The following is a 20,877-nucleotide window of genomic DNA, read 5'->3' as shown; positions in this document are numbered from 1 at the left end:
CTATGACTAAGATGGCGATTATAGGCTCAGGAACAATGGGTAGAGGGATTGCTTATGTAGCAGCCCTCAATGGGTTCTCTGTAGCAGTACATGATATCAATACTGAATCGCTCGCATTAGCAGAAAACTATATTCAACAAGAACTCATTAAAAGTGAACAGCGAGGATATATCTCCAAACAAGATATCAAGACATGTTTAGAAAATCTTACTTTCCATTCAGATTTAACATTTGCTGTAGAAGATTGTGATATCGCGATTGAAGCAGTATTAGAGATTATGGACGTGAAGATAGATGTATTTCAAAAGCTCGATAAACTCTGCCCGCCTAGAACAGTTTTAGCTACGAATACCTCTACAATGAGCCCTACAGAAATTGGTGCGCAAACTGACCGTCCAGACAAAGTGATCGCTATGCACTTCTTTAACCCTGTTCATAAGATGAAGTTAATTGAAGTGATTAGGGGATTGGATACCTCACAAGAAACCGTGGAGTTTGTAAGAGACATTGGAACAAAAATGAAGAAAGAAACAGTAGAAGTGAACGAGTTTCCAGGATTTATTACTAGCCGCATGAACTGCCTCATCGGAAATGAAGCAATGAATATGTTACTGGAAGGGGTTGCATCCGCAGAGGATATTGATAAAGCGATCAACTTAGGGTTAAACCATCCGATGGGACCGCTTGCGTTGGCAGATTTAGTCGGGTTGGATACGAGATTGAGGAATATGGAATATTTGCATCAAACGTTGGGGGAAAAATATAGACCATGTCCTTTACTAAGAAAATATGTGAAAGCTGGCAAACTAGGGGTAAAAACAGGCTCAGGATTCTTTCATTATACTGAGGCCAAATGATCTGTGATCGTAAATAGTGTGGAATAGAGTTGATATATTTCACACTTAAACACATTTTATAAGCGTTATCAAAATGGCAGCTTTGGGATATAAGAGTGCAAGGGGGAACGTACATGTTGACAATACTAGGGATAACGATGATAACAGTCTTTACATATTTTATTATGTCAGGGCGGTTATCATCGTTCACGGCTTTAACCATCATTCCACTTATCTTTGCTATTATTGGAGGATTTGTGACAACTGTAGACGACATGATGCTTGAGGGAATTAAGCTTGTAGCGACTTCAGCTGCTTTTCTATTATTTGCACTTTTATTTTTTGGGATCATGATTGATGCAGGTATGTTTGATCCTTTAATTAAAAAAATATTAAAAACAGTTAAAGGAGATCCTTTAAAGGTAGCAGTTGGGACGGCAATTCTAACACTTTTAGTAGCATTAGACGGGGACGGTACGACAACTTTTATTATTGTCATTTCTTCTATGCTTCCTTTATATAAGAAATTAAAGATGAATCCTCTTGTTTTAGCGACGATTTCGATGCTTGCTTTTAGCGTCGTGTGTGGTGTTACACCGTGGGGAGGACCTGGAATTCGGGCTTTATCAGTGCTCGGACTTAGTCAATCGGACTTCTTTGTTCCCCTTATACCAACATTAATTTTAGGTTCTTTATGGGTCATACTTGTCTCCTTTATTCTAGGGAAGATGGAAAGAAAAAGGTTAGGTGTGGTTGATCTTAAGGAAGCTGCTGCTGCGAAAGAAGAATCATCTGCGAATATAGCTTTTGACCAAGATGAATCGATTAAACGGCCAAAGCTGATTTGGGTGAATTTAACCTTAACTGTTACTGTAATGGCTGCATTAATATTAGATCTTATGCAGCCGGCGATCTTATTTTTAATTGCTGTCGTCGTAGCTATGCTCATCAATTATCCTACCCTGGAACAGCAGAAAGGGAGAATTAAAGACCACGGTGGCAACGCTTTGTTAGTATTACTTGTCGTGTTTGCAGGCGGGGCCTTTACAGGGATATTATCAGGCACAAAAATGGTGGATTCCATCGCCTCAAACTTGGTTTCAATTATTCCTGAAGCTTGGGGGCCATTTTTTCCTATCATTGTGGGGTTAATCAGCATTCCTTTTACATTTGTTATGTCCAATGATGCCTTTTATTTCGGAGTCGTTCCAATCTTTGCAAGTACTGCTCAAGCTTACGGAATTGAACCAATAGAAATTGTGCGAACAGTCGTTTTGACACAAGCTGCCCATTTCTTATTGCCACTGGTACCTGCTACAATTCTATTAACAGGAATGCTCAAGCTGAATATTGCCGAATACGTACGTTTCGCCCTTAAATGGTCCATACTCACATGTTTAGTTCTCATGTCTATTGCATGGCTGACAGGTGCTATCATGGTCAGATAACAGCATATAAAATGAAAAAAAGCCTTGGAATTAGGCTTTTTTCAGTTTCTACATGGTAGAAAACAAGAAGGATCATTTTTTTATTTGTTTCTATTTTTGATCCCTAGAATATATATCCGCGACGATTTTTAAAAAAGCTTTCAAAGCACGTGTCTTATAACGATCTTTCTTCACGACAATTCCAATTTTCCAGGGAATATATTGACTGCTAATTGGTTTTACACAAATGTCCTCTTTGTACATGTTCGTTAAAGGACTTGGAAGGATCGCCACTCCTAGTTCATCACGAACTAATGTCATCAATAAATCCCATTGTGTTGTGCTGTAAGCGATTTTGGGAACAAAATGTTCCTTACGGCAGCTTTCCAAAATCACTTGACTCAACGCAAATGAAGAATCAAACAATATCCAGTTATCCTCTTTAAGCTGTTCGAGTGAGAGCTGTTGTTCATCTTTTAAAGCGTGATTTTTTGGTAAACAAGCCACAAACGGCGCTTCATAAATGAGTTGTTCTTCTAATTCATGACTTTGCGCAGGTATGACAACAAAGGCAACATCTACTTCGCCATTCTCAACGAGTTTTTCTACATGCAAGCCGCCCTCCTCAATCATTTCAAGCGTCACATCTGGATGCTTTTTAGTAAAAGCTTTTGCCACTTTCGAAAAGAAAAAGGTTCCAATCACTTGCGGCAGTCCGATCTTTAAATGGCCGCGAATATGCGTTTCTGTATCACCCAGCTCCATTTGCAGCTCATTCATTTGCTGCAGCACCGTAATCGCTTTTTCATATACAAGCTGTCCTTCATCCGTTAACCTGAAAATTCGATTTGACCGATCGAAAAGGATGACACCCAGTTTTTTCTCTAATTTTTGAATGGTTTTAGAAAGGGAAGGCTGGGCAATAAAAAGCTTTTCACTTGCTCTTGAAAAACTTCCACATTCCGCAATCGTTTTAAATATTTCAAAGTCCCGTATGTTCATTTGATCCTCCCATTATTCCAATAATGCATACTCATTATGATGATGATATATTGTACATTATAATCGGTTGTTTTTACACTAAGACTAAGGAGGGGGTTAAGATGTCAACATGTAGAGTTGCTGTTGTGCAAGCTGCTTCTGTCATTATGGATAGAGAAGCATGTACTGAAAAAGCCATTTCATTAACACTTGAGGCCGGAGAAAAAGAAGCCAATATTGTTGTCTTTCCTGAGGCTTTTATACCTGCTTATCCAAGAGGACTAGCTTTTGGCGCCACAGTAGGAAGCCGTTCTTCAGAAGGAAGAAAGGACTGGCTTCGTTACTTAGAAAATTCAGTTCCAGTTCCAAGTAGAACGACAGACAGATTAGGAGAAGCAGCCCGCAAAGCTGGTGTCTACCTCGTCATTGGTGTCATTGAAAGAGATGATGAATCAAGTCGCGGGACTTTATATTGTTCCGTATTGTTTTTCGGACCAGATGGAGCCTTACTTGGAAAGCACCGTAAACTAAAGCCGACAGGTTCTGAACGACTCATATGGGGAGAGGGGGATGGCAGCACACTGCCGGTTTTCGATACACCGTATGGAAAAATAGGCGCTTTAATTTGCTGGGAAAACTATATGCCATTAGCTAGAGCAGCGATGTATGCAAAAGGTGTCCAAATCTATATAGCCCCTACGGCAGATTCCAGGGAGCTATGGCAATCTACGATTCGCCATATTGCCGCAGAAGGCCGGTGCTTCGTTCTATCTTGTAATCAGTATGTGAATAAAGAGATGTATCCTAAAGACTTAGCCTGCTATGAGGAATTAGCATCTTCTCCTGATGAAATGTGCCGAGGGGGAAGTGCAATCGTCGGTCCTTTAGGCGAATATATAAAAGAACCTGTCTATGGTCAAGAAGAGATACTGCTGGCAGAACTTGATTTGCGTGATATTTCTTCTAGTCAATTTGACTTCGATGTCGCAGGGCATTATTCAAGGCCTGATGTTTTCCAGCTCGTCGTCAATGAAGAGAAAAAAGAAAATGTAAAGTGGATGAATCGATAAAATCCCAACAAAAAAAGAGCAGCCATCAGCCGCTCTTTTTTCGTGTGTCAACCTTGATGAGTTTTTAATGGACCTTTTGTGATATGAGTAAGATGAGCATTGATGTCAAAGATTTTAGCGTTAATGTCTGTTATTCCAAAGCTAGTGATTCTTTTAGAATGCATATCGAGATAGTTTTCAGCTGCTTCTTTTGTTTCGAATAAGTAGATTCCGCCAGCATTTTTCTCCGGATTCTCCGTCCCATATGAATCCGTCTTCCTTATTCATACTTTTCGCTAAATCAGAAAACTCTTTGGCCATTTCATCACCGAAAGGACCCTTCATCTTAAAATCTATCTGTAATAAGTGTACTATCGTCATTCTACTTATGTTGAAGTTGTAAAATAGAGTTCTCCCAGCACTTCTTTCATTTGATACTGCTCTCGCGGAAGTTCCTTCTCCATAAAAAAACGTATATCTGATGGGTCAACTTGCAGGATTAATTGGACTTGTTGTTCTAATGGCCGATTGTGTTTAGGTTTTTTAGCGAATGAAAAGTTTTCGAATAACTAGGCACGAGACAGCGAATACTGCGAAAGCGCCCGCTGATCCAGCAGTAAACACCAGCTCAAATTGTTCTGGTTTGGACTTGAATAACAAAGGGACAGAAAGAATGAGAGCAGCACCACTAAAGCCCAATCCTAATATCAACGTTGCCAATAATTTATTCATAGAAACACCTCTTACACTCAGAATTAGAACAATGGAAACGACTGATTCAAGAATCATTGTTATCACATTCCTAGTTGGAGTTTATCATATGATGGCGGACGATTGGTTTCTTTTCATTAAAACACACAATCGTGAAATAAACTTTTTAAACGAACGGTGTACGTTATAATATAAATGTGATGTAGCTTTAAACGATTTCCATAAAGAAGAGGAGATGCATACGATGACGGCATTTCTTTCATCCATAGCCTAAAAGAAGAAATGTTTGCAGGTGATACCGTATCAATGGAACGGTTCAGGTGGGGAATTGAAGTCATTTTGTATGGAATCCAGCAAGAAATCAATTAGAAAGGAGCACGAGCAAAAAGCAGTCAATGGCTGCTTTTTTTACATTTTCTCAACCTTTTCAACATATATAAAAAAATCTATATATTGTTTTTATATATAAAAAATTATATAATCTAGTGGAATAAACAAATGAGGTGCTTAGGCATGGAAAATACGAAGAATTTATTAGAGAGCTATATTCCTTTAGCAAAATCTACGGCAAAAATGTTTGGACCAAATTGTGAAGTAGTGATTCATGATTTAACGAACCCTCAAGCATCTGTCATGTTTACAGTAAATAACCATGTGACAGGAAGAGAAATCGGTCAATCATTTGATCATCTAGTCAAGACTGTATTACAATCAGAAGATTTTAAAGAAGATTATCTTGCTGGGTATACATTTAAAACAGAAGACAACCGTACCATTCGTTCTTCGACTTCATTAATTCGTGATTCTAAGAAAAAGGTGGTTGGAGCATTCTGTATCAATTTTGATGTTGAAGCATTGAATCAAATGCAGCAATTTATGGATACTTTTCTTTCTACAAAAGTTGAAGTTCAAGAAAATGAATCAACATCAAATGATAATCTTGAAAATGTGGAAGGAATCGTAGATCAATTGATTCAACAGATCATTCAAAACAGTGTCCACCCAGTTATGAAACGTCATGAAAAAATTGAATTAATAAGGTTCATGGATGAAAAGGGAATCTTTTTAATGAAAGGTTCGGTTGAGAAGGTCGCATCTATGTTAGGTATTTCTAAAGTCACTGTCTACAGCTATTTGGATGAGATCAAACATAAATCGAATGAAGGGAAAACGAAATGAAAAGTATCCTTGAGGTAGGGAATCTAAAATCCAACGGACACTATGCATTCGCAACCATTCATCAAAACACGGTCTACGTTTCAGGACAATTTGCCATCAATCCAGAAACGAGAGAAAAAGAATTCGGCCCCATTGAAGAAGAGACATTGCAAGCGCTTAAGAATGTGGAGATGATTGTAGAAGCAGCCGGAAGTAAAAAAGAAAAGATTTTGCGTATGACATTATACATTTCGGATATTGAACTATGGGACAAAGTAGATGCGGTTTATACTGAATTTTTCGGGGAACATCAACCAGCACGTACTGTTGTACCAACGAATGAATTACATTTTGGTTTCAAAATTGAAATTGATGCTATTTCTTATATTTAGAATATTTTTTTGCCCATGTTATATAAAAAAATATATTTCATATAAAAAATTATTTAAAGGGGCTGATGATTGATGAATCAATTGATTTGCAACCATTGCGGCAAAAAGTATGAGATGACACCAACTTTATGGAAATGTGATTGTAACGGCGTATTAAATCTGGTGAAAGATACCCCTAAAATAGATATAGAGGCTTGGAATCACTACCCAAACTCATTATGGCGTTATGTTGAAACCATGCCATTTTCAAAAGGTTCTAAGACTTGGGAATCTGTGACAATGGGTGAAGGTCAAACTCCGTTAATCGTTTTAGATCCTAATGAGCCAAACACTTATGTAAAAGTTGATTATATGATGCCGACATTATCCTTTAAAGACCGAGGAGCCGCTGTGTTGATGACACATGCAAAAGAATTAGGGGTATCAAAGGTGATTGCTGATAGTAGTGGGAATGCAGGAACGGCGATAGCAGCATATGCAGCACGTTGCGGTATCGCCTGTGACATCTATCTAAGCGATGACACTTCACCAAAAAAAGTCGCTCAAATCAAAGCCCATGGCGCAACGATTAAAGAAATTCACGGGACGCGAGAGGACATTGCAGCTGCGGCACAAAAAGCAGTAGACAATGAAAAGGTTTTTTATGCAAGTCATGTCTATAACCCTTATTTTTTTGAAGGCACTAAAACATACGCCTATGAAATCTATGAGCAACTAAATGGAGCACCTGATGCTTTAATCATTCCAGTTGGAAACGGTACTCTCCTCCTAGGTGCGTATTATGGTTTTAAAGAGTTATTTGAAAATGGTTTGATTCATCAAATACCGAAAATCATTGCCATACAAGCGAAAAACTGTGCACCTCTTGTGAAAGCTTATCAAAATGCGAAAGAATCAGCATCGCCTGTTACGAATACAGGAACCTTGGCAGAAGGGATAGCCATTGCTGCCCAGGCGCGCTCCAAACAAATTCTAGAAGCTGTACAAAATACCAATGGCACATTTATAGATATTGAAGAAGAAGAGATATTGAATGCACGCTCTAAACTAAGTGAGAAAGGATTTTATGTGGAAGTGACATCTGCAGTCAATTTTGCTGGCTACATGAAATATAAAAAGAAATCAAAAGAGACAATCGTCATACCTCTTTGTGGTGCAGGAATTAAATCAAAATAACCCAAACTTGAAATCGGAGGAATGTTTCATGGGTTTGGATTTTACTCATTGCGAAGCACATTGGTCATACAGTGACTTCCATAGTTTTTGAAAAAGGTTAGCTGCTTGTATTGGTATGAATTTAGATGATATGGAGGGGTTTGGTGGGGAAAAACCCTTTAAAAACTACCAAGATGACATCATCCAATTGCTGGAACAGCCCGATTCTGATCGTTACTTATCACCAGATGTTTGTCAGACCGTTGCAGCTAGATTGCGTCAACTGATCCGCCATTGGCCAGATGATGATATAGATAAAATGAACGCTCTCTATCTAGCAGAGGGAATGGAACTAGCGCATCAACAAAATGAGATATTGGGATTTATATAGGAAGAGGATATGTTGTCATATGCCAGATCTTCAATATATATATGAAGGGTATCTCAAGAGAGATGCTCTTTTTCTTGCCTGAATGTACAATCCCTTTTGCCCAAAAGTACAATTTTACTTCACTATTTCATTGCGTAGAATAAAGAGGTGAATATCATGAATTCGATGAAAAAGGAGTAAGTGAATGGCTAAATTTTTATATAACTTAGGAAACTTTGCTTTTATGAAGCCTAAACGAATGTTAATCGGTTGGTTACTTATTTTAGTAGCTGTAGTTGCAGCTTTGAGGAGAAAGATTTGCCAGTATCTACTATGCTAAGTTGGGGGATATACGGAGCTGCATACACATGGAATAAGGATGGTAGACCTATTTCATCAGAAGAGCTAGTGACTAAGACCCTGCCTATCTTTAAAAATGGTCGTTTTTATTAACAGAACTCTTGCTGCCATAAACCTTTTAAAGCCCCAGTGTCAATCCCGTTTTTTCAGCTGAGGATTTTCATTTGTTCTTCCCCCAATAACAAATCTCATCTTACCCAAGCAATCGCTTCAACTAGTGGGCATTCTGCTGTTAGCAATGTGTTATTTAAGCAACGCGCGTTGTATAATTTGATGATAAGATGAAAAATCTTTTGATAATCCTTAACTAATTGATAAGGCGTTTCTCCAGAACTACTTAGTCTGTTGGATGAGAAATAAGGGAGTCGCAATTTAACAAACTGTACTGCTTCTCATTTGATTCACTATAGGCATTTTCATTTAATGAGGCGCGTTGAAAAGACCAAAAGATTAAACTCTTTTGGTCTTTTCATATTGATCCTATATATTTGAAAAAATATCCATGACACAAAGAAATAAGGTATAATAATAGTCTACATAATATACTGGAAGAAGTGATTGAGAATGCCAGAAAATAGTATTAAAGATAATTTAATTCAAAGGCTAGATAGACAACTTGATTGGATAAAGAGCTGCGATACAAAAGCATCCATTGTTTTAGCTATGGTTGGCATATTCTTAACTTTATTTTTATCTGATCAATCTTTAGGAATGATTAAAAGAATAATAACAGAATCGATCAATAGTATTAATTTCTCTAACATCCTATATCTCATTTTTTTAATATTCTCCTGGTTTCTATTTATTTATGGAGCCCTATCATTAGTTAAAGTCCTTATACCTCAAAATAAAAAGGTGTTGGATGGGGAAGGTCTGCATCGAGAATCTTTGTATTATTTTGAAACAATTTCAGCAAACAGTTTTAATGAATTTAAACAAAGAGTGCAGTCACAAAATGAAGATGAAGAGGTAGAGGATATTCTGAGCCAAATATATGTAAATGCACAAATCTGCACACTGAAATATAAATACTTTAGTAGAGGAATTAAATTCACTTTTATAGGTATCGCCAGTACTGTTGCAGTTTATTTAATTGGAGTTCTTTTAAGTTATTCAGGAGGTTTTTAATCAATGAAGATTAAAGGATATGACTACTTGACGAGAAAAAAGAAAGTAGAGGAAATTTTAGATAATACAGATGCCGTAAAAGAAGTTGATAAATTTCCTCAGAATGACGATGATTTCACCTATACCAATGGATATAAGGCGTGGGCTGGAGCAATTTTTGTAGATTTGCGAGACTCTACAAAATTATTTTCACAAGATGAGGTGGAAGTTGCTAAAGTTATACGCGGTTTCACCTCTGAAATTATAGAAATCCTAAAAAAAGACACTGATGACAACTTGATTGAAATAGGAATAAGAGGTGACTGCGTTTATTCAATTTATTCAGTACCCTTTAGGGAAAATATTTTCGATATTGCTCACAGGGCTTTTTACATTAATACTTATATGAAAATGTTAAATAAATTATTAGAAGAAAGAAAGTTACCTAATATTAAGGCTGGAATAGGATTAGCTGCAAAAGAAACATTAGCTGTAAAAGCAGGAAGAAAATCTTCTGGGATAAATAATTTAGTATGGATCGGAGACGCTGTGACACACGCATCTAAATTATCTGATTTAGGTAATAAACCGCCTGTAGAACCAATAGTAATGTCTAAAATCTTTTATAATAATTATATAAAAGAACAGATGAAAAATAATGAGAATGCTAAAAATTGGTGGAAAGTCAAGAATGACCTAAATTTAGGCGATATATATCATGGAAATGTGATCATTGGAAATTTTAATGATTGGATTAATAATGGAATGAATGAGACAAATTAAATTAACATTAGGGAAGGTTAAAGATCCTCCTGAAAACCTTTACGACCAATTTAATTTAATAAGGACGTAGAGGTTTTTAAATATTACATTTCAAGAAGGGGAATCCGGGGAATCCTAATGGATCCGTACATGTTCCTGCACAGGTTCTCAGAAAGAAGTAAGTCAAGCTAATCATACTTCAGCAAGCAAGGAAAATCATCGAATGAAGTTCGGAAGATGATTGCTGAAGGATTTAAAGAGGTCTGACTAGAATTACATTCATGGCTGAAAAAATAGAATGTCTAGTAAAGCACATTGTTCTATCTAAGTCAAAAGGAGAGGTTATTTTTGAATGACAGTAGAAGGAAAGATATCCAACAAACAGGGCGTGAGTTAGCTCTTGATACTTTTTTAAATGTTAGTAGTGACACAGCTGCTGATATTGCAAAGGAATCTTTAACAAGCATGACAGGTGATATTCTTGTTGATGCAGCAAGTTCACTCATTCCTGGGATCTCAGGTGCGGTTCAAAGTTATAAACGTGTCCGTTTTGAAAGAAACATCAAAACATTCACAGAAGAATTGCAATCTAAAATAGAGGAAATCCGTTTAAATCTAGAATTAAAAACATTCGAACAAAAAGAACAGATTGATCAGTTATTCCAATATGTGCTGGATTACGTTATAGACGAACAACAGGAAGAAAAAATTCAATATATGGTAAATGGATTCGTAAATATTACTGAACATCACCATGTTTCGAATGACTTTATCCTAACCTATTACGACGTCTTAAAAGAACTTAGAATGGTGGATATATCTGTCCTTAGACTTATGTATGCTTCTCGTTTTGCATTTGATCAAGAATCAAAAGAAACGTTTCAGGAATTTATGGACAGACATGGTATAAGCTATGAGCAATATAAAGCAGTTCGTAGAAATCTACTTAGGATAGGAGTGTTAACAACAAAAACCGACTTGGAAATCACGGATGATCTTGAGGAAATTTCAAAAGCATTTAAAGAACTACACTCCTTTTTAGACAAGTTGACAAATCCGAAGTTTAAACGTTCATTACCAAAATTAAAAGAGCCAAAATTTAAGTCAAAAGACAAATTTGAGATCTCCAAGTTTGGACGTGATTTTGTAGAATTTTTCTTAGAGTCAGAACAACCAATTAGTGAACAGGTATGAAAATGTTAAATAAATTATTAGAAGCAGGAAGGGGGTTCAGAATGAACCCTTGTTCACGTCCTGAATGGACCCTTATTCATGTCCCTGTACAACAATGGATCCACTTTTAGTTCATTAATGGATCCATGTTTACTTCGCTGTACACAAATAATGGAATGACGCTAATATGTATTCTCATTTCCTAGTTTACATAATATATATTCTAGGAAGCTACACATTAAACGAATTTCTCTTGTCTCATAATTAAGTATACTTATCTTATTGAGACAAAATAGAAAAAATCAAAATCTGCCGTTTATTCGCCAGATTTTGATTCATCAAGATATTTAATGATTTTTGCAGGATTTCCGCCAACCACCACGTTTGCTGGGACACTTTTTGTCACAACGGCACCAGATGCAATGACAGCATTGTCACCAATTGTGACACCTGGATTAATAATAGCACCGCCGCCAATCCATACATGGTTTCCAATGGTGACTGGTTTGCCGAATTCAATGCCCTTTGCACGTTCTATCGGATCAAGCGGGTGTCCAGCCGTATAAATATGTACATTCGGACCTAATAAACAGTGATGTCCAATGGTAATTTTGCAAACGTCTAAAAATACTGCATCAAAATTTGCAAAAAAATGCTCACCAATCTCGATATTGTATCCGTAATCGCACTGCAGTCTTCCTTCAAAAACGACATCATTTCCGCAAGCGCCTAATAATTCCTTTAAAATGGATGCTCTTTTTTCTTGCTGATTGGTTTGCTGATATGCGTATGTCAATTGTCTGGCTCTTTCACGATCTGCGATCAGTGTTTGGTCACTAGATACATAATGTTCTCCTTGGATCATTTTTTCCTTTTCACTTTTCATGTTGTTCCTCTCCTCCCTTCTATTTATACTGATGCGATATGATTTCCATCCTACCGCCTCTTTATGTTTATTTTACCTTCTCATCAAAAGAATTGGGAAGGAATGATTTCTTTTGACTAGAATTAATCATGTTCCTGCAGCAAGTTATTTACGAATCAGCAAGTCTCATTTATAATCGAGTAGATTTGTTCAATAACATATATATTTTAAATGCGAGGGATTAGATGGAATTAAAGTGGTATAAAGCAATTATTGTGATCTTTACGATGTCTGGAATCTCCATCTCAACATGGTTTTCACGGACACCGGAAGTGAGAGATTTATTACAAGCAAACACAGGAACAATGGGACTTATTTTACTCGGTTTATCTGTTGGTTCAATTGTTGGGCTTGTTCTTTCAAATGTATTCGTCCGCAAAAAAGGCGGACGAGTGGCGATTGTGATCAGTGCTTTTTTGATGTTCCTTGGATTCACTACTCTTGCCATTGGTTCAACACTCTCTTCTATCTTTGTCGTCACTTCTGGTCTTTTTCTTTTTGGCGCAGGCTCTGGCATGTGTAATGTAGCGATGAACTTAGAAGGAACAGAGATTGAATACAGCATCAAGAAAACCATTCTGCCTATATTGCACGCTTCCTTTAGTATTGGGACTTTAATTGGAGCAGGTGCTGGTATTCTTTTTATCCATCTAGGCATCTCTGTATTGATACACCTTCTCGCTATTGCCCTTCTGCTGTTCCTCAGCATATTGATTTGTACACGGTTTATCCCGCATGGGACAGGAAAGGATCAGCATGAGAAGCAGCCCGATACAGTTGAGTCTAGTCAAACGGCATGGCTGAACAAACGAACGATATCTCTTGCGATGATCGCCTTATGTCTTGCGTTTGTCGAAGGCTCGGCCAATGATTGGATTCCACTTGCAATGGTAGATGGCTACCAAGTTTCACATTCCATGAGTACAGTCATCTATGCTTTGTTTTTGTGCGGCATGATTAGCGGCAGACTGATCAGCGGACGTTTGATCGATCGCTTTGGCAGAGTGTTATTGCTAAGAGTTGCGATTTTATCAGCAGCTGCCGGCCTATTTTTAGTCATTTTAAAAATTTCACTTGTTGTATGTATGATATCGATCTTTTTATGGGGACTTGGCGCATCTTTAGGCTTTCCGCTGACCATTTCTGCAGCTGGCGATGATAGCAGGTACGCTGTCAAACGCGTCAGTATTGTGACCTTATCTGGTTACACAGCCTCCCTTTCCGGTCCTCCTATATTAGGGCTGCTTGCCAATCAAGTAGGACTGCTTCATGCCTTTATCTTTGTTCTATTTGCCATATGTATTGCAGGAATCTTTACTAAAGCTGTAGCAAAACCGCATTCATTACAAGCTCACTAAAAGTGTCTGATCCATGATCATGGCACTTTTTTAAATTTAAAAAATAAAATTGAAACCTTTCATGAAGTGAAACAGTCCTATAGATGTCCTGATGTTTATCGCTTTTTTAAAGAGGGAAAGTAAAAAAATAAGACTTTTCAAATAACTGAAAACGTGGTAAGATCATGAAAATAACCAGGAAGGGGTGAGAAAAATGAAAAAAAATATGCTATTAAAATTAGGTGTTTTATGCATAGCACTTGCAAGTTTTCATTTGTTCTCAATGCCTCATTCCGTTCAGGTATACCATCATGCAAAGGTGGTTGCCGATCAAGAATCACATGAAATGAAAATCGTTCAGACAATGGGCGATGAAAAGAAACAAAAACATGTGAACACAGTATTTGCCGCATTTACAGCACTGCTGATTATTGGCAGTATGACAGCTGGATTTGCACGCATCACTCATACTGATCGATTTGACCGGAAAAAGAAGCATTTACTTGCAGTGTTCTACCAATCTTCTTATTTCCGACTAGCTCGTGTTTAACCCAACCATCTAAATCAAAACAAAAATTGGGAGGTTTTACACGATGTTATTTTTCTTAAGAATTTTCATTCTAGGTCTATTCTCTGTCACTTCACTTTCTCTTTTCGTCTACCAAGGAATTGAAGTAGTGCACGCCATTTCAAGCATGTTTGGCAACCACGAGAGCTAAAAGACCCGTATATAAAAGAAACCCCCTGCGACTGGCAGGGGGTTTTCGTTTGCTTATTTATTGTCATCTGGCACACGTTCAGGCGTCAGAAGGACATGAGTCACTTCTCCCTGCTCTTCCTCATCTACAATAAACGATCCATTGCTATAACGGTCATTTGCTCTTAGAGTAGAGATTTCAAGCGGAATCGTTGTACCCTTTTCTGTATCTATTTCAAGTGTATCGTGCAGAGATGCAGCGATCACAGCCACAATACGGTGCGGGTTTTTCTTTAATTCTCTCAGCATAAGAACCCCGCGTTTCGCTCTTGATGTTTTATCAAACTCAGAGAGGTTCATTCGCTTTACAGCCCCTCTTTGTGTCGTGAGCACAAGGACATCGTTTTTCGGATCGATGATCTGGCCAGAGACTACCTCGTCCCCTTCCTTCAAATTGATTCCTTTGACGCCGGCCGCTCTCGGTCCAACAACACTTACTTCTTCTTCATCAAACCACAAACCGTAACCATTTTTCGTTGCAATAAACAATTCCTGCTGTCCTGTTGTGACATGAACATCGACGAGTTCATCGTCACCTTTTAGGTTCAAGGCGACAAGCGGTTTCGAATAACGCTGCGCCTTATATTGAAGAAGCTCTGTTTTCTTCACCATTCCGCCTTTCGTAAAGAATAAAAGATATGACGTTTCATCAAATTCTTTTATTGGAATGGCTTTTTGGATGGATTCCTCGCGATCAATCGAAATGATATTCGTAATATGCTGCCCCATGTCTTTCCAGCGTATATCTGGCAGCTGGTGAACAGGACAATAAATGTAGCTTCCTTTATTCGTAAACAGCAGAAGAACATCCGTTGTATTCATTTCAAACTGATGAATCAAACGGTCAGTATCCTTCATGCCAAAGTCCTTACCGTTAGAGGCAGCATAGGAGCGCTGGCTTGTCCGTTTGATGTAACCATCCTTCGTGACTGTCACATAAACATCCTCTGATGCGATCATCACTTCAAGGTTAATCTTAATTTCTTCGATTTTTTCCTCAATAACGGATCTTCTCTCATCAGCATATGTCTTTTTGAGCTTTTTCAGGCTGTTTGTAATGACCTTCAGCAGCTTTTTCTCGTTCGCTAAAATGTCTTCAAGCTCTGCTATGCGCACATCTAGCTCTCTTGCTTCGTCTCTTAATTGCGTAATATCTGTATTCGTTAAACGATATAACTGGAGTGAAACAATCGCTTCTGATTGTGCTTCTGTAAAGTCATATTTCGCCATCAAGTTGTTCTTTGCATCACGCTTATCATTAGAGGAGCGGATTGTGGCAATGACTTCATCTAAGATGGAAAGTGCCTTAATTAATCCGTCGACAATATGGTGGCGTTCCTTCGCTTTTCGAAGCTCGTACGCTGAGCGGTTCGTCACCACTTCTTTTTGATGGGCAATATATGCATCTAGTACAGTGGTGAGCGTCATTAAGGTCGGTCTTCGATTATGTATCGCTACCATATTAAAGTTATATGGGATTTGCAGATCTGAGTTTTTATATAAGAAATTCAGCACACCATTTGCATCTGCTTCTTTTTTCAGCTCTACTACGATTCGAAGCCCAGTACGGTCTGTCTCATCTCGGACCTCTGAAATGCCTTCTACTTTTCTTTCAATTCGGAACTCGTCCATCTTTTTGACAAGATTGGCTTTATTCACTTCGTAAGGAATTTCTGTGATGACGATTTGCTGGCGTCCGCCGCGGATGGTTTCAATCTCCGCTTTGCCTCGAATCATAATCTTTCCTTTTCCTGTTTCATACGCCTTCTTAATACCGTCCACACCTTGAATGATACCGCCTGTTGGGAAATCTGGCCCTTTGATGACCGTCATTAAATCCTCAACCGTACAATGCGGCTGTTCGATTCGTTTAATAACGCCATCAATGACTTCTCCCAAGTGATGCGGAGGGATATCTGTGGCATAGCCGGCTGAAATCCCTGTTGATCCGTTCACAAGAAGGTTTGGGAACATCGCTGGTAATACAACGGGCTCTTTACTTGTATCATCAAAGTTTGCGACAAATTCGACGGTTTCCTTGTCTAAGTCCTTTAAAAGCTCTGAAGCAATAGCAGACAGCCTTGCTTCCGTATAACGCATGGCAGCAGGCGGATCACCATCGATACTCCCGTTATTCCCGTGCATCTCAATCAGTACATTTCGTACTTTCCACTCCTGACTCATTCTTACCATCGCTTCATAAACAGATGAGTCTCCGTGCGGGTGATAGTTACCAATCACGTTACCGACTGTTTTAGCGGCTTTACGGAAGTTTTTATCCTGCGTATTTCCTTCTGCATACATCGCATATAAAATTCTTCGTTGTACAGGTTTTAGTCCATCACGTGCATCTGGAAGCGCACGGTCTTGGATAATATATTTACTATAGCGGCCAAATCGGTCGCCGATTACTTCTTCTAATGGTAAATCATGAAATCGTTCTTGTTGTGCCATGTTTAAACCTCCTCAGCTAGCGACAAGTTTTCATTTTCAAGAATGTTGCTTTCCTCATCAAGTCCAAAGGCGACATTCTTTTCAATCCATTTACGGCGTGGTTCTACTTTGTCACCCATTAGAGTTGTGACGCGGCGTTCCACACGTGCAGCATCATCAATTTTGACCCTGACAAGTGTTCTCGATTCTGGATTCATTGTCGTTTCCCATAGCTGGTCGGCATTCATTTCACCTAACCCTTTGTAGCGCTGAATCGTGTACCCTTTTCCAACTTTCTTCAAAACGTCATCCATTTCTTCATCAGACCATGCGTACTCAATGATTTCTTTTTTCCCTGAGCCTTTGCTGACTTTATATAAAGGCGGGAGTGCAATAAACACTTTGCCATGCTCAATCAGCGGCTTCATATAGCGGTAGAAGAATGTTAAGAGAAGCACTTGAATATGCGCTCCATCCGTATCCGCATCTGTCATGATCACGATTTTGTCATAATTGATGTCTTCTACATTAAAATCGACACCGACGCCTCCACCAATTGCATGAATAATGGTGTTGATTTCTTCGTTTTTGAAAATATCAGCAAGCTTTGCTTTTTCTGTATTGATGACCTTTCCGCGCAGCGGCAGCACTGCCTGGAATTTACGGTCGCGCCCCTGTTTTGCTGACCCGCCCGCTGAGTCACCCTCTACTAGGTATAGTTCGTTTCTTGCTGGGTTTCTAGATTGGGCAGGTGTTAATTTTCCGCTCAGCGTGGCTTCAGACTTTTTCCTTTTCTTGCCGCTCCTTGCCTCTTCACGGGCTTTTCTAGCAGCCTCTCTTGCCTGCTGCGCTTTAATCGCTTTTTTCACGAGAAGAGTGGCTGTTTCCCGGTTTTCTTCAAGGAAATACGCAAGTTTTTCAGAAATAACAGCATCAACAGCTGAACGTGCCTCACTTGTCCCAAGCTTTCCTTTTGTCTGCCCTTCAAATTGAAGCAGCTCTTCAGGAATTCTGACAGAAATAATAGCAGACAGTCCTTCGCGAATATCAGTGCCTTCTAAATTTTTGTCTTTTTCTTTTAAAAGAGCGACTTTGCGAGCATATTCGTTAAAGGCTCTCGTCATGGCCGTTTTGGCACCAGACTCATGTGTTCCGCCATCTTTTGTTCTGACGTTATTAACGAAAGAAAGGATATTTTCCGAATAGCCATCATTAAATTGAAAAGCAAAATCTACTTCAATGGACTGATGCTCTCCTTCAAATGAGACGACTTCACTCAGAACATCTTTTTCTTCATTTAAATAAGCAACAAAGGCTTCAATGCCTGTCTCATAATAAAACGTTTCTTGTACATCATGCCGTTCATCGATCAGCTCTATTTTTAACCCTTTTAATAAAAAGGCAGATTCTCTTAAACGCTCTGATAATGTATCGAAATTATAGGTCGTAACACTGAACATGGTAGGGTCCGGCTTAAAATGAATCAGTGTCCCCGTTTTTTTCGATTTTCCGATTTTTTCGAGTGATGTGACAGGTTTACCGCCGTTTTCAAACCGCTGATGATAAATAAATCCGTCACGTTCAATTGTGACAGTGAGCCATTCTGACAGCGCGTTCACAACAGATGCCCCAACTCCGTGAAGTCCACCACTTGTTTTATATCCGCCTTGACCAAATTTTCCGCCTGCGTGCAGGACCGTTAAAATGATCTCAGGTGTCGGTTTTCCAAGCTTATGCATACCAGTAGGCATTCCACGCCCTTTATCTTGGACGGAAATGCTGTTATCTTTATGTATTTTGACAATGATATGATCTCCATGGCCAGCGAGCACTTCATCGACAGAGTTGTCTACAATCTCATAGACAAGGTGATGAAGACCGCGCGAATCTGTAGATCCAATATACATCCCTGGACGTTTACGGACCGCTTCAAGCCCCTCTAGCACCTGAATAGAATCATCGTTATAATCTACTTGCTGCTTTTTAACCAAATGCTTAATCCCCTTTCACTAACAAACATAACCGGCTAATCATCAAATGATCTCTCTAGATTTTAATGATGATCATGCTGCTCATTACTGTCCACTTTAATAAGCTGCATCATCATCATGCATGTGTCATTCACCAATACATGCTCTTTTGCACAGCTATGAGAATCATTCTACATTCTGCAATCAGAACTAGAAGTCCATTATAAACAAGACTGTTTCATAAGCCAAATGCAATCATATGATGGTTTTAGCAAATCAGAACAAATGTTCTATATTTATCTTATCGCTCTTTTTCTCGATATGCAAGGCCGCCGATATGTCCCTGTCGCCTTATTTTATCGCTTTCTTTCAGAATCGCAAATATATTTCTTCAACAAAAAAGCAAAAATCCTTGAAAAACCAAGGATTTTTGACGATTTAATGAGTTTTTGTCATCGCATGAGCCACCTTGATACATAAATCCATGATGGCGACCTTGCCATTTTCCTCAATCAGCCTTTTCGCTTCTTCGTGATATATGCCTTGCTGCGCCCAAAAAACAGGTGCGTCTATTTCGAGAAACTCTTCTGCCACCTCTGGCAAAAACTCTGAACGTCTGAAAACATTGACGATATCAACAGGCTCTTTTATGTCTTTTAAAGAAGCGACTGCTTTCACACCGAGAGCTTCATCAATCGTTGGATTCACTGGAATGATCTCATACCCGGCATCCTGCATCGCTTTAGACACCATATAAGACGTCCGGTGCGGCTGATCTGATAAACCAACAACAGCAATTCGTTTACTGCTCTTTAATATACGGCCAATTTCTTCTTTCGTAGGATTGTTCATCAAGACACTCCTTTTCCTCTATTTTAGCGAATTTCTGCTTAAAAACAAAGCTGAATCCATCTGCTTTCGATTTTTTCAAAAAAAGTTCCCCATGTTTTTCACAAGATCATGTTAAAATGTAAGACAAGAGGGAGAATATAAAGGAGTTATGCAGATGTTAATTGCTTTGATGTTTATTTTGGCTTATCTTCTCGGCAGTATTCCATCCGGTCTCATTGTCGGGAAAGCTGCAAAGGGAATCGATATCCGTGAACATGGCAGCGGAAACCTAGGTGCGACGAATGCATTTCGTACACTTGGCGTAAAAGCAGGGTCTATTGTGATTACTGCTGATATCCTAAAAGGGACGCTTGCTTCAGCTCTACCGTTTTTCATGCAGCTGGACATCCATCCCTTATTAGCAGGAGTTGCTGCTGTTATCGGTCACAGCTTTCCTGTCTTTGCAAAATTTAAAGGGGGAAAAGCAGTCGCTACATCAGGCGGTGTGCTGCTATTTTATGCCCCATTCCTATTTATCACGATGATCGCTGCTTTTTTCTTATTTTTATACATTAGTAAATATGTTTCACTATCATCCATGCTGACCGGGATCTATACATTCATTTACAGCATATTCACCAAAGACCTATTCTTAATCATTGTTGTTGCCGTTCTTGCTGGCTTTGTGATCTACAGACACATCGCCAACCTCAAACGAATTCTCAACAAAACTGAACCAAAAATCAAATGGCTCTAGCCGTTTCATCCATTTAAATATGTGGTAAAAGTAAAGAAAAGCTGTTTTTGCATCCTGCATTTTAAAAACAGCATGACTTCAAAAAGGGGCGATCACATTGAAATTAACGATAAAAAAAGATGCACTCAATTGGTACAAGGATGAATTAGATTTAGAAAAAGGTGATCAAGTTCGCTTTTTTGTGAGATATGGCGGGTGCAGTAATGTACAAAAAGGCTTTTCTCTAGGCGTCGCAAAAGATGAACCTCAAAATGCCGGCGCAACCGCTGAAATAGAAGGCATTACTTTCTTTATTGAGGAAAGTGATATTTGGTACTTTGACAACCATGATCTGCATATTGATTATAACGAGTCCGTGAAAGAACCAGAATTTCATTATGAATAAA

At 38.7% G+C, this 20,877-nt stretch carries 23 protein-coding genes and 1 pseudogene; 16 read left to right on the top strand and 8 right to left on the bottom strand.

The genetic code is table 11. The features are described from left to right. Positions 1 to 2 precede the first annotated feature (2 nt). Positions 3 to 857, top strand: a complete 855-nt coding sequence (locus tag NSS80_RS09120; protein WP_268481067.1) for a 3-hydroxyacyl-CoA dehydrogenase NAD-binding domain-containing protein — start codon at positions 3 to 5, stop codon at positions 855 to 857. 113 nt (positions 858 to 970) lie between these two features. Beyond that, entirely contained in the window at positions 971 to 2,284 is a 1,314-nt protein-coding gene (locus NSS80_RS09115; RefSeq protein ID WP_211044065.1) for a citrate:proton symporter, read from the top strand. Between the two features lie 90 nt (positions 2,285 to 2,374). On the opposite strand, the gene NSS80_RS09110 is transcribed toward NSS80_RS09115, so the two are convergent. Beyond that, on the bottom strand, positions 2,375 to 3,265 hold the full coding sequence (locus NSS80_RS09110) for a LysR family transcriptional regulator (RefSeq protein ID WP_252050470.1): 891 nt from the start codon (positions 3,263 to 3,265) through the stop codon (positions 2,375 to 2,377). 101 nt (positions 3,266 to 3,366) lie between these two features. Here NSS80_RS09110 and NSS80_RS09105 point away from each other — a divergent pair, with 101 nt between their 5' ends. Further along, positions 3,367 to 4,314 carry a carbon-nitrogen hydrolase family protein gene (locus NSS80_RS09105; protein WP_041117548.1) on the top strand — a complete coding sequence of 316 codons (948 nt, stop codon included), beginning with the start codon at positions 3,367 to 3,369 and terminating at the stop codon, positions 4,312 to 4,314. 47 nt (positions 4,315 to 4,361) lie between these two features. On the opposite strand, the pseudogene NSS80_RS09100 reads toward NSS80_RS09105, so the two are convergent. After that, positions 4,362 to 4,668: pseudogene (locus tag NSS80_RS09100) on the bottom strand (monooxygenase). A gap of 168 nt (positions 4,669 to 4,836) precedes the next feature. Then, complete coding sequence (locus NSS80_RS09095) at positions 4,837 to 5,025, bottom strand: hypothetical protein (protein WP_041117546.1); 189 nt, start codon at positions 5,023 to 5,025, stop codon at positions 4,837 to 4,839. A gap of 492 nt (positions 5,026 to 5,517) precedes the next feature. Here NSS80_RS09095 and NSS80_RS09090 point away from each other — a divergent pair, with 492 nt between their 5' ends. From NSS80_RS09090 to NSS80_RS09055, 8 genes are all read left to right on the top strand, one after another. After that, positions 5,518 to 6,183, top strand: a complete 666-nt coding sequence (locus NSS80_RS09090) for a helix-turn-helix transcriptional regulator (protein ID WP_041117544.1) — start codon at positions 5,518 to 5,520, stop codon at positions 6,181 to 6,183. Beyond that, positions 6,180 to 6,554, top strand: coding sequence for a RidA family protein (locus NSS80_RS09085; RefSeq protein ID WP_024427108.1), 375 nt, complete (start codon positions 6,180 to 6,182; stop codon positions 6,552 to 6,554). Before NSS80_RS09090 ends, NSS80_RS09085 begins: the two co-directional genes overlap by 4 nt. A 72-nt stretch (positions 6,555 to 6,626) precedes the next feature. Then, the gene (locus tag NSS80_RS09080; RefSeq protein WP_317222020.1) at positions 6,627 to 7,730 is read left to right on the top strand and encodes a threonine synthase; all 1,104 of its coding nucleotides are present in this window, start codon (positions 6,627 to 6,629) and stop codon (positions 7,728 to 7,730) included. A gap of 115 nt (positions 7,731 to 7,845) precedes the next feature. Further along, the gene (locus NSS80_RS09075; RefSeq protein WP_317222021.1) at positions 7,846 to 8,100 is read left to right on the top strand and encodes a hypothetical protein; all 255 of its coding nucleotides are present in this window, start codon (positions 7,846 to 7,848) and stop codon (positions 8,098 to 8,100) included. A gap of 184 nt (positions 8,101 to 8,284) precedes the next feature. Continuing rightward, entirely contained in the window at positions 8,285 to 8,419 is a 135-nt protein-coding gene (locus NSS80_RS09070; protein WP_317222022.1) for a hypothetical protein, read from the top strand. Between the two features lie 584 nt (positions 8,420 to 9,003). After that, positions 9,004 to 9,567 (top strand): Pycsar system effector family protein, encoded by a 564-nt coding sequence (locus NSS80_RS09065; RefSeq protein WP_317222023.1) that lies wholly within the window; start codon positions 9,004 to 9,006, stop codon positions 9,565 to 9,567. 3 nt (positions 9,568 to 9,570) lie between these two features. Next, the gene (locus tag NSS80_RS09060; RefSeq protein ID WP_254966702.1) at positions 9,571 to 10,329 is read left to right on the top strand and encodes an adenylate cyclase; all 759 of its coding nucleotides are present in this window, start codon (positions 9,571 to 9,573) and stop codon (positions 10,327 to 10,329) included. Between the two features lie 327 nt (positions 10,330 to 10,656). Continuing rightward, positions 10,657 to 11,502 carry a hypothetical protein gene (locus tag NSS80_RS09055; RefSeq protein ID WP_317222024.1) on the top strand — a complete coding sequence of 282 codons (846 nt, stop codon included), beginning with the start codon at positions 10,657 to 10,659 and terminating at the stop codon, positions 11,500 to 11,502. 295 nt (positions 11,503 to 11,797) lie between these two features. Here NSS80_RS09055 and NSS80_RS09050 read toward each other — a convergent pair whose 3' ends face one another. After that, positions 11,798 to 12,367, bottom strand: coding sequence for a sugar O-acetyltransferase (locus NSS80_RS09050; protein ID WP_317222025.1), 570 nt, complete (start codon positions 12,365 to 12,367; stop codon positions 11,798 to 11,800). Between the two features lie 224 nt (positions 12,368 to 12,591). On the opposite strand from NSS80_RS09050, the gene NSS80_RS09045 reads away from it, so the two are divergent. The 3 genes from NSS80_RS09045 to NSS80_RS09035 all read left to right on the top strand — a co-directional run bounded on the left by NSS80_RS09045 (position 12,592) and on the right by NSS80_RS09035 (position 14,462). Beyond that, positions 12,592 to 13,764, top strand: a complete 1,173-nt coding sequence (locus NSS80_RS09045) for an MFS transporter (protein WP_214755198.1) — start codon at positions 12,592 to 12,594, stop codon at positions 13,762 to 13,764. Positions 13,765 to 13,957: 193 nt separating this feature from the next. After that, on the top strand, positions 13,958 to 14,293 hold the full coding sequence (locus NSS80_RS09040; RefSeq protein ID WP_317222026.1) for a hypothetical protein: 336 nt from the start codon (positions 13,958 to 13,960) through the stop codon (positions 14,291 to 14,293). Positions 14,294 to 14,336: 43 nt separating this feature from the next. Beyond that, a complete protein-coding gene (locus NSS80_RS09035) occupies positions 14,337 to 14,462 on the top strand; it encodes a hypothetical protein (RefSeq protein ID WP_255222231.1) in 126 nt (41 codons plus the stop codon). Positions 14,463 to 14,515: 53 nt separating this feature from the next. Here NSS80_RS09035 and parC read toward each other — a convergent pair whose 3' ends face one another. The 4 genes from parC to NSS80_RS09015 all read right to left on the bottom strand — a co-directional run bounded on the left by parC (position 14,516) and on the right by NSS80_RS09015 (position 19,834). Next, positions 14,516 to 16,954, bottom strand: coding sequence for a DNA topoisomerase IV subunit A (gene parC, locus NSS80_RS09030; RefSeq protein WP_317222027.1), 2,439 nt, complete (start codon positions 16,952 to 16,954; stop codon positions 14,516 to 14,518). Between the two features lie 2 nt (positions 16,955 to 16,956). Then, the gene (gene parE, locus NSS80_RS09025) at positions 16,957 to 18,924 is read right to left on the bottom strand and encodes a DNA topoisomerase IV subunit B (RefSeq protein WP_024425148.1); all 1,968 of its coding nucleotides are present in this window, start codon (positions 18,922 to 18,924) and stop codon (positions 16,957 to 16,959) included. A 417-nt stretch (positions 18,925 to 19,341) separates the two neighbouring features. Next, positions 19,342 to 19,755, bottom strand: coding sequence for a CoA-binding protein (locus NSS80_RS09020; RefSeq protein ID WP_034283453.1), 414 nt, complete (start codon positions 19,753 to 19,755; stop codon positions 19,342 to 19,344). Then, positions 19,706 to 19,834 carry a hypothetical protein gene (locus tag NSS80_RS09015; RefSeq protein WP_257995200.1) on the bottom strand — a complete coding sequence of 43 codons (129 nt, stop codon included), beginning with the start codon at positions 19,832 to 19,834 and terminating at the stop codon, positions 19,706 to 19,708. The genes NSS80_RS09020 and NSS80_RS09015 overlap by 50 nt, the downstream gene beginning before the upstream one ends. Positions 19,835 to 19,909: 75 nt before the next feature. Here NSS80_RS09015 and plsY point away from each other — a divergent pair, with 75 nt between their 5' ends. Both plsY and NSS80_RS09005 read left to right on the top strand, forming a co-directional pair. Continuing rightward, the gene (gene plsY, locus NSS80_RS09010; RefSeq protein WP_024425146.1) at positions 19,910 to 20,491 is read left to right on the top strand and encodes a glycerol-3-phosphate 1-O-acyltransferase PlsY; all 582 of its coding nucleotides are present in this window, start codon (positions 19,910 to 19,912) and stop codon (positions 20,489 to 20,491) included. A gap of 97 nt (positions 20,492 to 20,588) precedes the next feature. After that, positions 20,589 to 20,876: a HesB/YadR/YfhF family protein gene (locus NSS80_RS09005; RefSeq protein WP_041117530.1), complete on the top strand. Its 288-nt coding sequence runs from the start codon at positions 20,589 to 20,591 to the stop codon at positions 20,874 to 20,876. Position 20,877 lies beyond the last annotated feature (1 nt).

Origin of the sequence: Bacillus sp. FSL M8-0350 (assembly GCF_038593345.1) — a bacterium.
Lineage (GTDB): Bacteria > Bacillota > Bacilli > Bacillales > Bacillaceae > Bacillus > Bacillus safensis.
Note: the sequence above shows the minus strand (reverse complement) of the source record. Positions and strands in the feature narration are given on the sequence as shown.

Excerpts from the sequence above, each read along its gene's own strand:
- NSS80_RS09050 (WP_317222025.1), bottom strand. The coding sequence starts at position 12,367 with ATGAAAAGTGAAAAGGAAAAAATGATCCAAGGAGAACATTATGTATCT.
- NSS80_RS09040 (WP_317222026.1), top strand. The coding sequence starts at position 13,958 with ATGAAAAAAAATATGCTATTAAAATTAGGTGTTTTATGCATAGCACTT.
- NSS80_RS09120 (WP_268481067.1), top strand. The coding sequence starts at position 3 with ATGACTAAGATGGCGATTATAGGCTCAGGAACAATGGGTAGAGGGATT.
- NSS80_RS09020 (WP_034283453.1), bottom strand. The coding sequence starts at position 19,755 with ATGAACAATCCTACGAAAGAAGAAATTGGCCGTATATTAAAGAGCAGT.
- parC (WP_317222027.1), bottom strand. The coding sequence starts at position 16,954 with ATGGCACAACAAGAACGATTTCATGATTTACCATTAGAAGAAGTAATC.
- plsY (WP_024425146.1), top strand. The coding sequence starts at position 19,910 with ATGTTAATTGCTTTGATGTTTATTTTGGCTTATCTTCTCGGCAGTATT.
- NSS80_RS09065 (WP_317222023.1), top strand. The coding sequence starts at position 9,004 with ATGCCAGAAAATAGTATTAAAGATAATTTAATTCAAAGGCTAGATAGA.
- NSS80_RS09090 (WP_041117544.1), top strand. The coding sequence starts at position 5,518 with ATGGAAAATACGAAGAATTTATTAGAGAGCTATATTCCTTTAGCAAAA.
- NSS80_RS09085 (WP_024427108.1), top strand. The coding sequence starts at position 6,180 with ATGAAAAGTATCCTTGAGGTAGGGAATCTAAAATCCAACGGACACTAT.
- NSS80_RS09095 (WP_041117546.1), bottom strand. The coding sequence starts at position 5,025 with ATGAATAAATTATTGGCAACGTTGATATTAGGATTGGGCTTTAGTGGT.
- NSS80_RS09060 (WP_254966702.1), top strand. The coding sequence starts at position 9,571 with ATGAAGATTAAAGGATATGACTACTTGACGAGAAAAAAGAAAGTAGAG.
- NSS80_RS09105 (WP_041117548.1), top strand. The coding sequence starts at position 3,367 with ATGTCAACATGTAGAGTTGCTGTTGTGCAAGCTGCTTCTGTCATTATG.
- NSS80_RS09110 (WP_252050470.1), bottom strand. The coding sequence starts at position 3,265 with ATGAACATACGGGACTTTGAAATATTTAAAACGATTGCGGAATGTGGA.
- NSS80_RS09075 (WP_317222021.1), top strand. The coding sequence starts at position 7,846 with ATGAATTTAGATGATATGGAGGGGTTTGGTGGGGAAAAACCCTTTAAA.
- NSS80_RS09115 (WP_211044065.1), top strand. The coding sequence starts at position 971 with ATGTTGACAATACTAGGGATAACGATGATAACAGTCTTTACATATTTT.
- NSS80_RS09080 (WP_317222020.1), top strand. The coding sequence starts at position 6,627 with ATGAATCAATTGATTTGCAACCATTGCGGCAAAAAGTATGAGATGACA.
- NSS80_RS09070 (WP_317222022.1), top strand. The coding sequence starts at position 8,285 with ATGGCTAAATTTTTATATAACTTAGGAAACTTTGCTTTTATGAAGCCT.
- NSS80_RS09035 (WP_255222231.1), top strand. The coding sequence starts at position 14,337 with ATGTTATTTTTCTTAAGAATTTTCATTCTAGGTCTATTCTCTGTCACT.
- NSS80_RS09045 (WP_214755198.1), top strand. The coding sequence starts at position 12,592 with ATGGAATTAAAGTGGTATAAAGCAATTATTGTGATCTTTACGATGTCT.